Source organism: Diaphorobacter limosus (genome assembly GCF_033100095.1).
GTDB lineage: Bacteria > Pseudomonadota > Gammaproteobacteria > Burkholderiales > Burkholderiaceae_C > Alicycliphilus > Alicycliphilus limosus.
In genome coordinates this window covers 3,924,042-3,936,569 of record NZ_CP136921.1, presented here as the reverse complement: position 1 = coordinate 3,936,569, position 12,528 = coordinate 3,924,042, and the positions used below count along the sequence as shown (strand labels likewise).

12 protein-coding genes are annotated in these 12,528 nt (G+C 68.8%); 7 read left to right on the top strand and 5 right to left on the bottom strand.

The features are described 5' to 3' along the window. Positions 1–138: 138 nt before the first annotated feature. From P4826_RS18935 to P4826_RS18920, 4 genes are read right to left on the bottom strand one after another with little or no spacing between them, the layout of a single operon-like run. Positions 139–1,179 carry a S49 family peptidase gene (locus tag P4826_RS18935; protein WP_317701888.1) on the bottom strand — a complete coding sequence of 347 codons (1,041 nt, stop codon included), beginning with the start codon at positions 1,177–1,179 and terminating at the stop codon, positions 139–141. Between the two features lie 4 nt (positions 1,180–1,183). Further along, complete coding sequence (locus P4826_RS18930; RefSeq protein ID WP_317701887.1) at positions 1,184–1,552, bottom strand: Rieske (2Fe-2S) protein; 369 nt, start codon at positions 1,550–1,552, stop codon at positions 1,184–1,186. Next, positions 1,552–2,220 (bottom strand): HAD family hydrolase, encoded by a 669-nt coding sequence (locus P4826_RS18925; RefSeq protein WP_317701886.1) that lies wholly within the window; start codon positions 2,218–2,220, stop codon positions 1,552–1,554. Before P4826_RS18925 ends, P4826_RS18930 begins: the two co-directional genes overlap by 1 nt. Next, positions 2,213–3,214: an RluA family pseudouridine synthase gene (locus P4826_RS18920; protein ID WP_317701885.1), complete on the bottom strand. Its 1,002-nt coding sequence runs from the start codon at positions 3,212–3,214 to the stop codon at positions 2,213–2,215. The genes P4826_RS18925 and P4826_RS18920 overlap by 8 nt, the downstream gene beginning before the upstream one ends. Positions 3,215–3,780: 566 nt before the next feature. Here P4826_RS18920 and P4826_RS18915 point away from each other — a divergent pair. From P4826_RS18915 to P4826_RS18885, 7 genes are all read left to right on the top strand, one after another. After that, positions 3,781–6,834 (top strand): Rne/Rng family ribonuclease, encoded by a 3,054-nt coding sequence (locus P4826_RS18915; RefSeq protein WP_317701884.1) that lies wholly within the window; start codon positions 3,781–3,783, stop codon positions 6,832–6,834. Positions 6,835–6,980: 146 nt separating this feature from the next. Then, the gene (gene yaaA / locus P4826_RS18910) at positions 6,981–7,757 is read left to right on the top strand and encodes a peroxide stress protein YaaA (protein WP_317701883.1); all 777 of its coding nucleotides are present in this window, start codon (positions 6,981–6,983) and stop codon (positions 7,755–7,757) included. Between the two features lie 15 nt (positions 7,758–7,772). Next, positions 7,773–8,627: a 2OG-Fe(II) oxygenase gene (locus P4826_RS18905; RefSeq protein ID WP_317701882.1), complete on the top strand. Its 855-nt coding sequence runs from the start codon at positions 7,773–7,775 to the stop codon at positions 8,625–8,627. A gap of 59 nt (positions 8,628–8,686) precedes the next feature. Beyond that, the gene (gene queF / locus P4826_RS18900) at positions 8,687–9,532 is read left to right on the top strand and encodes an NADPH-dependent 7-cyano-7-deazaguanine reductase QueF (RefSeq protein ID WP_317701881.1); all 846 of its coding nucleotides are present in this window, start codon (positions 8,687–8,689) and stop codon (positions 9,530–9,532) included. A 55-nt stretch (positions 9,533–9,587) separates the two neighbouring features. Further along, positions 9,588–10,403 (top strand): DODA-type extradiol aromatic ring-opening family dioxygenase, encoded by an 816-nt coding sequence (locus tag P4826_RS18895; protein ID WP_317701880.1) that lies wholly within the window; start codon positions 9,588–9,590, stop codon positions 10,401–10,403. Positions 10,404–10,615: 212 nt separating this feature from the next. Next, complete coding sequence (locus P4826_RS18890) at positions 10,616–10,831, top strand: aldo/keto reductase (protein WP_317701879.1); 216 nt, start codon at positions 10,616–10,618, stop codon at positions 10,829–10,831. A gap of 5 nt (positions 10,832–10,836) precedes the next feature. Beyond that, positions 10,837–11,334, top strand: coding sequence for a hypothetical protein (locus tag P4826_RS18885; protein ID WP_317701878.1), 498 nt, complete (start codon positions 10,837–10,839; stop codon positions 11,332–11,334). Positions 11,335–11,357: 23 nt separating this feature from the next. Here the strand turns inward: P4826_RS18885 and dinB are convergent, their stop codons facing one another. Continuing rightward, on the bottom strand, positions 11,358–12,509 hold the full coding sequence (dinB, locus tag P4826_RS18880) for a DNA polymerase IV (RefSeq protein ID WP_317703802.1): 1,152 nt from the start codon (positions 12,507–12,509) through the stop codon (positions 11,358–11,360). Positions 12,510–12,528 lie beyond the last annotated feature (19 nt).

Genomic DNA, 12,528 nt, shown 5'->3' with positions numbered 1-12,528 from the left:
AAATCAATTAAAACCAGCACCCATCAAGCGCCAACAGCTATTGTTTTTATAGTTAGACAAACCCGCCCAGAGTGCAGCCGCTGCGGTACGACATGGCGCTCCAGCTCCAGGCCGGCATGCGGCGCTGTGTTCATGCACTCAACGCAGCGCCGGCGCCGACCGCATGCCGCGCAGGACGGTTTCGCCAAAGGTGGCGCCGAATTTACGCGCCAGGCGCTCGGCGACGTTGTCGCGGCGCGTGTAGTCGATCACGTCCTCGGCCTTGACGACCTCGCGCGCCACGTAGTCCAGGGTGCCGTACTGGTCGGCCAGGCCCATGTCCACGGCCTGCTGGCCGGTCCAGAACAGGCCGCTGAAGGTCTCGGGCGTGGCCTTCAGGCGCTCGCCCCGGCCCTCTTTCACGGCCTCGATGAACTGCTGGTGGATCTGATCGAGCATCTGCTGCGCATAGCCGCGCTGCGTGGCCGACTGCGGGCTGAAGGGGTCGAGAAAGCCCTTGTTCTCACCGGCGGTGAGCAGGCGGCGCTCGACGCCCAGCTTTTCCATGGTGCCGGTGAAGCCAAAGCCGTCCATCAGCACGCCTATGCTGCCGACGATGCTGGCCTTGTCCACGTAGATCTCGTCGGCCGCCGCGGCGATGTAGTAGGCGGCCGAGGCGCAGGTCTCCTCGACCACGGCGTACAGGGGCTTGTTGTGCTTGGCCTTCAGGCGGGTGATCTCGTCGTTGATCATGCCCGCCTGCACCGGGCTGCCGCCGGGCGAGTTGATGAGCAGCACCACGGCCTGCGAGCCCGGGTCCTCGAAGGCGCTCTTCATGGCGGCGACGACGAACTCGGCGCTGGCCTCGGCGCCGGCGGCGATCTCGCCCTTGACATCCACCACCGCGGTGTGCGGCGTGCTCTTGCTGGTGCTGGACAGGTCGCGCTGCCAGGCGGCCCAGATGATCAAGGTGATCAGCGCCAGCCAGCCAAAGCGCCAGAAGTTGCGCCAGCGCCTGGCGGCGCGCTGCTCGGCCAGGGTGCCCAGGACGAGTTTTTCGAGCAGCTCGCGCTCCCAGCCCGGTGTGCTGGAGACCGCCTTTTTTGCTTCTGTTTCAGTAGCTGTTCGCGCCCACAGGTCGGGCGGTTGGGGCTGATTTCCATCAAAACCGGTGGGCTCGGTGCGGGTGGGGTCGGTCATGGTGTCAGAACGCTACGGTTTGCAGATCGGGGGCAGTATGCCAGTACACCATGCCGCCCTCTTCGCTCAAGTCCACCTTGACCAGGGGCCGGCGTGCCGGGCCGCCCAGGCAGGCGCCGGTGTCGGGCGCAAACAACGCTCCGTGGGTGGAGCAGATCAGCCGGCAGCCACTGTCGTCGAAAAAATGGCCCTCCTTGAAATCCATTTCCATGGCCACATGGGTGCATTGGTTCAGATAGGCATGCACGCCACCCTGGTAGCGGATGGCAAAGGCGCGCAGGCTCTGGCCGCGATAGTGCACATCGAAGGCCACGGCGCGCCCGCCGTCCAGCAGATCGGCGCTGGCGCACAGGGGGATGCGCTCGGAGCTCATCAGGCGTGCTCCTGCAGCCAGCCGTGCAGCGCGGCGACCGATGGCACCACACACAGCGGGCCCAGGGCGGCGAACTCGGCCACGTCATGGGCGCCATAGCCCACGCCCACGCTGGCGCAGCCGGCGGCGCGGGCCATCTCCAGGTCATGCGTGGTGTCGCCAATCATGAGCAGGCGCCCGGGCGCCACGTCGAACTCGGCCATCAGCTCCTGCAGCATCAGCGGGTGCGGCTTGCCGGCCGTCTCGTCGGCCGTGCGCGAGCCGTCGAACATGCCGCGCAGCTGCACCAGCTGCAACGCCTGGTCCAGGCCGCGGCGGCTCTTGCCCGTGGCCACGGCCAGCAGGTGGCCGCGCGCACGCAGGGCATGCAGCATGGGCAGCACGCCGGCAAACAGGGTCACATCGTCCTGGCGTTTGAGGTAGTGGTAACGGTAGCGGTTGGCCAGCTGCGGATAGTGCTCGCGCGGCACGTCGGGCGCGGCATGCGCCAGCGCCGGCTCCAGCGCCATGCCAATCACCCAGGCGGCGGCCTCATCACTGGGCACGGCGCCGCCGACGTCGCGCACGGCGTCCTGAATGCTGCGCACGATGATGGCGGTGGAGTCGAACAGCGTGCCGTCCCAGTCGAAGGCGATCAGGTCGAAGCGGCGCGGGCGGTGTTCAGGCATGGTTGGGCTCGGTGGCAAGAAAGTCCGCCAGATCCGGCGGTAGCTCGGCACGCAGCTCCAGGCGCTCGCCGCTGCCCGGGTGGTCGAACTGCAGACGCCAGGCGTGCAGGAACATGCGTTTCAGGCCGTTCTTCTGCAAACGGCGGTTCAGGTCGAAGTCGCCGTACTTGTCGTCACCGGCGATAGGGTGGCCCTGGGACGCCAGGTGCACGCGGATCTGGTGCGTGCGCCCGGTCTTGATGGTCACCTCCAGCAGGCTCATGGCCGGCAGGCCGGCCATGGGGCGCGGCGCGAGTTGCTCGCGTACCTTGACCAGGGTGATGGAGCGCATGCCGTCCGGGTCGTCCTGGGTGGTCACGCGCACGCGGCGCTCGCCGCCCTCCTGCAGGTATTTGTGCAGCGGCTGGTCAATAACCTTGTGGTTCGCCGGCCAGCTGCCAGTCACCAGCGCCAGGTAGGTCTTGCCGGTCTCGCGCCCGCGGAACTGGTCCTGCAGATGCGTCAGCGCCGAGCGCTTCTTGGCCACCAGCAGGATGCCCGAGGTCTCGCGATCGAGCCGGTGCACCAGCTCCAGAAAGCGCGCCTGCGGCCTGGCCTGGCGCAGCTGCTCGATGACGCCAAAGGAAACGCCCGAGCCGCCATGCACGGCCACGCCGGCGGGCTTGTCCAGGGCGATCAGCTGCTCGTCCTCGAGCAGGATGGGGAATTCACGCGCGGGCGCCGGGCGCTCGGCCTTCTCGGCGATCTTCTCGGACACGCGCACCGGCGGCAGGCGCACCAGGTCGCCCTCGGCCACGCGCGCGTCGGCGCTGGTGCGGCCCTTGTTCAGGCGCACCTCGCCGCTGCGGATGATGCGGTAGACATGGGTCTTGGGCACGCCCTTGAGGTGGCGTATCAAAAAGTTGTCCAGGCGCTGGCCTGTGGACTCGGCATCGACCTCGACGATGCGGGCCGCGGGGGTCGGGCTGGGTTTGCCCTCTATAATCGGTTTCACCTGCGCGACGGATGTGTAAGCGGTTGATGTGTCTGGAGTTTAGTGGACACAGGCCCGGCTCGACGCGCGGTCTGGTGAATGCCCAGGCGCGTAGTGCGCGGTTTGTAGCGCCGCACGTGGCACCAGAGGCTGACGCATCGAATCACAGAAACACGGAAATACAAGCCGACACCGCCTCCACCAGAGCGCGGCGGTCGGCGGATCAAAGCGACATCATGTGGGTTGTACTGGCTTGGATTGTGTCCCTATGGCAGGTGCGCCAGCGCCTGCCGTTGGCACAAAAATCGCCCCCAACGCCCATCCGGAAAGCGCTAGCAGCTCTAAATTTGATAGCTGAACAGCCTGCAATCCGGCTCGCTCCCATCCACGCCCACCCTCCTCCACCGCTGCGCAGCTGACCCGCTGCGCGGCTGTGGTGCGACCCGGCCCCTTCCCTCGCTTCCGTTTCGATGCGCCAGTCCAGGCATTGACGCCCCTCTGCCGAGGGTGTTTGTCTGGATACGAGACGCGGGCAGCGCCGTGCACTGCCCGCACAAGAACAACGCATTGCATAAAGGACACGCATCATGAAACGGATGCTCATCAACGCCACGCAGCCCGAAGAACGCCGCCTGGCCATCGTCGACGGCCAGAAGCTGCTGGATTACGAGATCGAGGTCGAAGGGCGCGAGCAGCGCAAGGGCAACATCTACAAGGCGGTGGTCACGCGCGTCGAGCCGTCGCTGGAGGCCTGCTTCGTCGACTATGGCGAGGATCGCCACGGCTTTCTGCCCTTCAAGGAAATCTCGCGCCAGTATTTCGCCGAGGGCGTCTCGCCCTCTCAGGCGCGCATCAACGATGTGATCAAGGAAGGCCAGGAACTGCTGGTGCAGGTGGAGAAGGAAGAGCGCGGCAACAAGGGCGCGGCGCTGACCACCTTCATCAGCCTGGCCGGCCGCTACGTGGTGCTGATGCCCAACAACCCGCGCGGCGGCGGCGTGTCGCGCCGCATCGAGGGCGAGGACCGGGCCGAGCTCAAAGAGACCATGGACCAGCTCGAATACCCCAAGGGCATGTCCATCATCGCGCGCACCGCCGGCATTGGCCGCAGCGCCCCCGAGCTGCAATGGGACCTGAACTACCTGCTCAAGCTGTGGAGCGCCATCGACGGCGCGGCCAAGGCCGGCAAGGGCGCCTTCCTGATCTACCAGGAGTCGAGCCTGGTGATCCGCGCCATCCGCGACTACTTCAACGCCGACATCGGCGACATCCTGATCGACACCGACGACATCTACGAGCAGGCCCAGCAGTTCATGGCGCATGTCATGCCCGAGCAGGCCGCGCGCGTCAAGCGCTACCGCGATGATGCGCCGCTGTTCTCGCGCTTCCAGATCGAGCACCAGATCGAATCGGCCTACGCCCGCACGGTCACCCTGCCGTCTGGCGGTGCCATCGTCATCGACCACACCGAGGCGCTGGTCAGCGTGGACGTGAACTCGGCGCGCGCCATCAAGGGCGGCGACATCGAGGAGACCGCCACCCGCACCAACCTGGAGGCCGCCGACGAGGTGGCGCGCCAGATGCGCCTGCGCGACCTGGGCGGCCTGATCGTCATCGACTTCATCGACATGGAAGAGTCGAAGAACCGCCGCGAGGTCGAGAACCGCCTGCGCGACGCCCTGCGCCAGGATCGCGCGCGCGTGCAGTTCGGCACGATTTCCAAGTTCGGCCTGATGGAGATGAGCCGCCAGCGCCTGAAGCCCTCGCTGTCCGAGGGCGCCCATATCCGCTGCCCGCTGTGCGACGGCACCGGCCATGTGCGCGACACCGAGGGCTTTGCGCTGCAGATGCTGCGCATGATCCAGGAGGAGTCCATGAAGGACAACACCGCCGCCGTGCACTGCCAGGTGCCGGTGGAGGTGGCTAGCTTCCTGCTGAACGAAAAGCGCAACGAGATCGCCAAGATCGAGCTGCGCAAGCGCGTGGCCATCATGCTCATCCCGAACAAGAGCCTGGCCACGCCGCACTACAAGCTTGAGCGCCTGAAGCACGACGACCCGCGCCTGGACGGCCTGGAGGCCAGCTACCAGCTGGCCGATGTGCCCGAGGAGCAGACCGGCATCACGCGCCGCTCGCAAGAGCCGACCAACAAGCAGCAGCCGGTGATCAAGGGCGTGCTGCCCGACGCCCCCGCCCCGGTGGCCGAGCCGCGCCCCGAAGCTCCGGCACGCGGTCAGGGCCAGCAGCGCTCGGCCGCGGCGCCCACGCCCGCGCCGCAGCAGCCGCGCCCGGCACCGGCGCCGGCACCCGAGCAAGGCTTCTTCGCCTGGCTCAAGAGCCTGTTCGGCTTTGGCGCGACGCCCGCCCCCGTGGCCGCGCCCGTGGCGCCGCCGGCTGAAGCTGCCCCCCGCACCGAGGGCCGGCGCGACGGCCGCGGTGGCGAGCGCGGCAGCCGCCGCGGCGGCGAACGCAGCGGCAACCGTGACGGCAACCGTGACGGCAATCGCGAAGGCGCCGGCACCGAGGGCCGTGGCCGCCGTGGTGAGCGCCCGGCAGGCGAAGGCCGCGAGAATCGCGAGCCGCGTGAGAACCGTGAAGGCCGCAACGGCCGCGGCGAGCGCACCGAACGCACCGACCGCCCCGAGGGCGACAAGCCGCGCCAGCCGCGCGAGGGCCGCAACGGCCGCGAGCGCGGCGCGGCACCCTCTGCCAACGCCGAGCAAACCGCGGTGAGCACCCAGGCCACCGACACGCCCGAAACCACGGCCACGCCCGAACGCAGCGAGCGCCCCGCGCGCGGCAACGAACGCCGTGAGCGCGGCGAACCGCGCCGCGAGCGCGCGCCGCGCGGCAGCGACGCCGCCACCCCGGTGGCCGACTTTGCCGACACCGCTCCGCTGGACGCCCTGCCCGATCTGGATCTGACGGCCAACGAGGTCGGCACCGGCCAGGCCGAGGCGCCCGCCGCGGGCGAAGAGCGCCGCGAGCGCCGCTCGCGCGACCGCTATGGCCGCGACCGCCGCGACCGCGCCGAGCGCGCGCCGCGCAGCACTGACGGCACCGAGGCCGCGCCCGCCGCGCCGCTGATGGAGTTCGACCTCCCCGGCACACCGGCGCCGGCCGCCGCCGAAGCGGCCGAGCCCGCGGCCGAGCCCGCACGGCGCAGCTACTTTGCCGCACCGGCTGCCCCCGTGGTCGCGCCCAGCCCCGCCCCCGAGGCCGCTGCGCAAGCCGTGACAGAGCCGGCACTCGCCGAGCCAGCCCCGGCCCCCGTGGCCGCGGCCCCGGCCGTCGCCCCGGCACCCGTGGCGCCAGCACCCGCGCCGGCACCGGCACCCGCGCCGGCCGTCCAGGCCGCGGCAGAGCCGGCCAGCGGCATGCCACGCGTGCAGGCCTTCACGCTGCCCGTGCAAGCGCTGATGGATGTGGCCCAGTCCTCGGGTCTGCAGTGGATCAACTCCGACGCCGACAAGATTGCCGCCGTCCAGGCCGCCATCGCCGCCGAGCCCAAGCCGGTGCACATCCCGCGCGAGCGTCCGCCCGCCGTGGTGCTGGACGAAGGCCCGCTGGTGCTGGTGGAAACCCGCCGCGACCTGCGTGATCTGCAACTGCCGTTCGAGAAGGAAGGCGCCGCCGTCTAAAGTAAGGTCACGCCTGACAGCACCGGGGGCCTTGGCCCCCGGTGCTGTTTTATCACTATGAAAAATCTAGCTGTTTGCGCTTGCCAGTCAAGGGTTCAAGGCCAATTTGATGCAATTACGAACAGCTAGGCGCACCGGAGCCCCGCATGCTGTTTCTGCTCTCCCCCGCCAAGTCGCTGGACTACGACACGCCGCTGCCCGCCGGTCTGCCGCACACGCTGCCGGCCTTTGTGCCCCAGGCCGAGCAGCTGATCGCCGTACTGCGCGACAAGTCGCCGCAGGAGATTGCCTCGCTGATGTCCATCAGCGACCCGCTGGCGGCGCTGAATGTGGCGCGCTACGCCGCCTGGCGGCCGCGCTTCACGGCCGACAACGCGCGCCAGGCCGTGATGGCCTTCAACGGCGATGTGTACGAGGGCCTGCAGGCCCCCACCCTGTCGCCGGACGAGCTGAACTGGGCGCAGCAGCATCTGGCCATCCTCTCCGGCCTGTACGGCGTGCTGCGCCCGCTGGACTGGATGCAGCCCTACCGCCTGGAGATGGGCACGCGCCTGGCCACCAGCGCCGGCGCCAACCTCTACCAGTTCTGGGGCCGGCGCATCGCCGAGCACCTGAACCAGCGCCTGGCCCAGGACATCACGCCGGTGGTCGTCAACCTGGCCTCGCAGGAATATTTCAAGTCTGTCGATCTGAAAACGCTCAAGGCACGCGTCATCGAATGCGTGTTTGAAGACTACAAAAATGGGCAGTACAAGATCATCAGCTTCTACGCCAAGCGCGCGCGCGGCCTGATGGCGCGCTATGCCATACAGCAGCGCGTGACCACCCCGCACCAGCTCGAAGGTTTTGACCTGGAGGGCTATGCTTGGGCCCCCGGCGCCAGCACGCCCGAGCGCCTGGTCTTTCGCCGCCAAGCCACTTGAGGAGGAGCCCCCGCCATGAGCCTGTCCCAGACCATCACCCCCGAGCTGCGCCAGTGGATCATCGACCAGGCCAGCGCCGGCGTGGCCGCGCCCGCGCTGATCGAGGGCATGCGCGCCGCGGGCTGGAATGAGGACGTGGCCATCGCCGCGGTGGAGCTGGTACTGCGCGCGCATCTGGACAAGGTGGCGCTGGACAAGGGCCTGCCGCCGGCCGCCCCCGTGCCCGATCCGGCGCTTGCCGAATCGCCCCTGCACATCGACGTGGGCGACCGCCAGGTCGAGGTGCTGATGGCCATGGCGAATCCGCGTGTGGTGCTGTTTGGCAACCTGCTGTCGCCCGAGGAATGCCAGGCCATCATCGACGCCGCCGGCTCGCGCATGGCGCGCTCGCTCACCGTGCAGACCGCCACCGGCGGCCAGGAGGTGAACCAGGCGCGCACCAGCGACGGCATGTTCTTCGAGCGCGGCGAGAACGCCGTCGTCGCCCGGCTGGAGCAGCGCATTGCCCGCCTGGTCAACTGGCCCGTACAGAACGGCGAGGGCCTGCAAGTGCTGCACTACCGCCCCGGCGCCGAGTACAAGCCGCACTACGACTACTTCGACCCCCAGGAAGCCGGCACGCCCAGCATCCTGCAGCGCGGCGGCCAGCGCGTGGCCACGCTGGTGATCTACCTGAACAGCCCCGCCAAGGGCGGCGGCACCACCTTCCCCGACGTACCGCTGGAGATCGCCCCGCGCCAGGGCAACGCCGTGTTCTTCAGCTACGAGCGCCCCCACCCCAGCACCCGCACGCTGCACGGCGGCGCCCCCGTGACCGAGGGCGAGAAATGGATCGCCACCAAATGGCTGCGCGAGCGTGAGTTCAAGTAAAAACAGCCTGTAGCGCTTGATACACAAGCGCTCGCAGCTATCCAATCGATAGTAAACACATGAGTACGCCGGAACAATCCCAGCTCGGCAAGGCCAGCGCCTATGCCGACCAGTACGACGCAGCGCTGCTGTTCCCGATACCGCGCCAGCCCAAGCGCGCCGAGATCGGCATCGCCGGCGCCCCAAGCTTCTTCGGCGCCGACCTGTGGACGGCCTACGAGCTGTCCTGGCTCAACCTGCGCGGTAAGCCGCAGGTGGCCATTGCACACATCACCGTGCCCTGCGAGACGCCCAACATCGTCGAAAGCAAGTCCTTCAAACTGTACCTGAACAGCTTCAACAAAACGCGCTTTGCCAGCCTGGATGAGGTACGCGCGCGCATCCGCCAGGACGTGAGCGAGGCCGCCTGGCGCGGCGCCGCACATGCCGGCACCGTGGGCGTGCGCCTGGTCACGCCCGATCAGTTTGACGCGGAGCAGGTGCACGAGCTGGACGGCCTGCTGCTCGACCGCCTGGACATCGAGTGCACCCAGTACCAACCGGCGCCCGAGCTGCTCAAGGCCAACCACGACGAGGCACCGGTCACCGAAACCCTGGTCAGCCACCTGCTCAAGAGCAACTGCCTGGTCACCGGCCAGCCCGACTGGGGCAGCGTGCAGATCGCCTACAGCGGCGCGCAAATCGACCAGGAAGGGCTGCTGCAGTACATCGTCAGCTTTCGCAATCACAACGAGTTCCACGAGCAATGCGTGGAGCGTATCTTCATGGACATCTGGCAGCGCTGCCGCCCCATCAAGCTGGCCGTGTACGCCCGCTACACGCGCCGCGGCGGGCTGGACATCAACCCGCTGCGCACCAGCGCCCCGATGCCGCTGCCGGCCAACCGGCGCACGGCGCGGCAGTAGCATCAGGGACAAAGGCGCAGGTTCATGTCAAAGTTGCGATGAACCGGAGAACCCAATGAACACGCCTCCCCGCATGCCCACGCTGTATATCCCGCACGGCGCCGGCCCCTGCTTCTTCATGGACTGGAACCCGGCCGACGCCTGGGACAAGACCGCGGCCTACCTGCGCAGCATTGCCTCCAGCCTGCCAACGCGACCGCAGGCCATCGTGCTGGTCACGGCGCACTGGCTCGGAGCCCAGCCCTGCATGAGCTCTGCCGCCCGGCCGGGCATGCTGTTCGACTACTACGGCTTTCCGCCGCACACCTATGAGCTGAGCTACCCCGCGCCCGGCGCGCCGGCGCTGGCCGGGCGCGTCAGCGGCCTGCTGGCCGGCGCAGGCTTCGACCCCGTGCAGGACAGCGAGCGCGGCTACGACCACGGCAGCTTCATCCCTTTGCTGCTGGCCTTCCCCGATGCCGACATTCCGGTGCTGCAGCTGTCGCTGCTGCGCAGCCTGGATGCGGCCGAGCACCTGCGGATGGGCCGGGCGCTGCGCCCCCTGCGCGATGAGGGCGTGCTGATCATCGGCAGCGGCATGAGCTACCACAACATGCGCGGCTACGGCGACCCGCGCTCAGGCCCGGCGGCCGCCGAATTCGACCGCTGGCTCAGCGAGACCGTGGCCCTGCCCACCGCCGAGCGCGATGCACGCCTGGCCAACTGGGCCACGGCCAGCGGTCCGGCCGGGCGTCTGTCGCACCCGCCGCGCGCCGAGGAGCACCTGCTGCCGCTGCACGTGGCGGCCGGCGCCGCAGGGGAAGGGCGCGGCGCCAAGGTGTTTGGCGACCGCGTCATGGGGGTTGACATATCGGCCTTCCGTTTCGATTGAAACGCCCTCCGGACAAGCGCAACATGCTATCAATACCAGAGTTAATCCATGCACCTGGGCTCCCTGGATCGCGCCATCGATCACATCGGGCTCCGCCTCTCTTCCCTTGTCTTCGGCGGCAATGTGGTCGGCTGGACGGCCGACCTGGCGACCTCAAGGGCAGCGCCCGCAGCCACTGGGTCAAGGCCTGCCGCCGCCCGCGCGTCCTGCCCGTGCCGGCCGCGCTGGACGCCGTGGCCGTGCGCCACGGCATGCGGCCCGGCGAGGTGACCCTCGCCTTGGTGAGAGCGCGCCCCGCCGCCGTGGCGCCCATCACCGGCGCCACCGGCCTGGAGCCACTGGAGGGACTGATCCGCGCCACGCGGCTGCGCCTGAGCGCCAGGGACATGGCCACATTCGACGCCGCCGGTGCGGCCGAAGCGCCGTGAACGGCATGACCGGCCGCGATCTGGTAACGCTTCAAATTTTGGAGCATGTTGCGCTGATTCAGAGCTACCCAGGGGGCGATTCATCCATAGAACCGGCAAGCGTTGCGGCGCCCCTGGGCCGGGCCGTCCTGGCGGCCACGCTGCGCCACGACCCGCCCACGCCGCTGGAGCTGGAGCACGCCATCGAGCAGATCGAGGACGCGTTGATGCCACTGCGCGCGCAAGTCGCCGGGGCGCGGCTGGTGTTCGCCAACGCAGCCCTGCATGCGCTGGCGCGTGCCGGCGCTGGCGCGAACGGCTCCGCACCAGGCGCGGACATCACGCTGGACATGGTCGACGTCGAAACACTGTTCACCCGCCTGGCAGCCCGCGCCAACGGCCGGCCGGCGACGCAAGACTGCCTGCCCACCGACCCCGCCAGCAGCGCAGCGCTGCTCGTCGCGCGCGAAGTGCTGCACCACTGGGGCTTGGGCGCGCTCACGGTGCGCGACGCAGCGGCGTAGCCCCGGATCAGCGCGGCCGGTGCTCAGAACAGCGCCTCGCCCTCGCCCTGTGCCTGCCGCCCAACCTCGGACTGCGGCAGCAGCTTGCCCACGCGCACCCCCAGCAAACGCAGGCGCTTATCCAAGGGCACGCGTTTGAGGCACAGACCGGCCTCGCGGCGGATGACGGTGGCGTCCTGCGTCGGCAGGACGATGGTGTGGTCGCGCGTGGCAACACGGAAATCGTCGTAGCGCAGCTTGATGCCTATGGTGCGACCCGCGTAGCCCTTGCGCTGCAAGTCGGCCGCCACCTGCTGGCACAGCTCGGTGAAGATCTGGCCCAGCAGCGCCCTGTCCTGCACCGCATGCAGATCGCGGTCGAAGGTCGTCTCGCGACTCATGCTGACGGGCTCGCTCTCCAGCACCACGGGGCGATCGTCGCGACCCCAGGCGGCATCGTGCAGCCAGGCGCCGGTGGAGCGGCCAAAATGCGCCACCAGCCAGTCGCGCGGGCGCGCCGCCAGCTCGCCAATGGTGTGTATGCCGTACGACTGCAGCTTCTCGTCCGCCTTGGGGCCCACGCCGTTGATCTTGCGGCAGGCCAGCGGCCAGACCAGGGTCTGCAGGTCATCGGGTTGCACGATGGCGATGCCGTTGGGCTTGTTGAACTCGCTGGCCATCTTGGCGATGAGCTTGTTGGGTGCCACGCCCACCGAGCAGGTCAGGCCCGTGGCCTCGAAGATGCTCTTCTGGATCAGCCGCGCCAGCACCCGGCCCCCTTCGCGCTGGCCGCCTGGCACCTGCGTGAAGTCGATGTAGACCTCGTCCACGCCCCTGTCCTCCATCACCGGTGCGATGTCGGTGATGACCTGCTTGAAGCGCCGCGAGTAGCGCCGGTACTCGGCAAAATCCACCGGCAGCAGGATGGCCTGCGGGCAGGCACGCGCCGCCTTCATCAGCCCCATGGCCGAGCCCACGCCAAACTGGCGCGCGGCGTAGGTGGCGGTGGTGATGACGCCACGACCCACGTAGTCCGCAAGACGAGGGAAGGCCGCGACGGGAATGTCGGCCAGCCGCTCGCCGTACTGCGCGGCCAGGGCGTCGTCCTGCTGCCTGCGCCCGCCGCCAATGACCACCGGCAGGCCCGCAAGCTGCGGGTAGCGCAGCAACTCCACGGAGGCGTAGAACGCATCCATGTCCAGGTGGGCGATGCGG

What these genes read in the sequence shown, in the direction of transcription:
- P4826_RS18935 (WP_317701888.1), bottom strand. Translation starts at nt 1,179, where the DNA reads ATGACCGACCCCACCCGCACCGAGCCCACCGGTTTTGATGGAAATCAG.
- P4826_RS18930 (WP_317701887.1), bottom strand. Translation starts at nt 1,552, where the DNA reads ATGAGCTCCGAGCGCATCCCCCTGTGCGCCAGCGCCGATCTGCTGGAC.
- P4826_RS18925 (WP_317701886.1), bottom strand. Translation starts at nt 2,220, where the DNA reads ATGCCTGAACACCGCCCGCGCCGCTTCGACCTGATCGCCTTCGACTGG.
- P4826_RS18915 (WP_317701884.1), top strand. Translation starts at nt 3,781, where the DNA reads ATGAAACGGATGCTCATCAACGCCACGCAGCCCGAAGAACGCCGCCTG.
- yaaA (WP_317701883.1), top strand. Translation starts at nt 6,981, where the DNA reads ATGCTGTTTCTGCTCTCCCCCGCCAAGTCGCTGGACTACGACACGCCG.
- P4826_RS18905 (WP_317701882.1), top strand. Translation starts at nt 7,773, where the DNA reads ATGAGCCTGTCCCAGACCATCACCCCCGAGCTGCGCCAGTGGATCATC.
- queF (WP_317701881.1), top strand. Translation starts at nt 8,687, where the DNA reads ATGAGTACGCCGGAACAATCCCAGCTCGGCAAGGCCAGCGCCTATGCC.
- P4826_RS18895 (WP_317701880.1), top strand. Translation starts at nt 9,588, where the DNA reads ATGAACACGCCTCCCCGCATGCCCACGCTGTATATCCCGCACGGCGCC.
- P4826_RS18885 (WP_317701878.1), top strand. Translation starts at nt 10,837, where the DNA reads ATGACCGGCCGCGATCTGGTAACGCTTCAAATTTTGGAGCATGTTGCG.
- dinB (WP_317703802.1), bottom strand. Translation starts at nt 12,509, where the DNA reads ATGGATGCGTTCTACGCCTCCGTGGAGTTGCTGCGCTACCCGCAGCTT.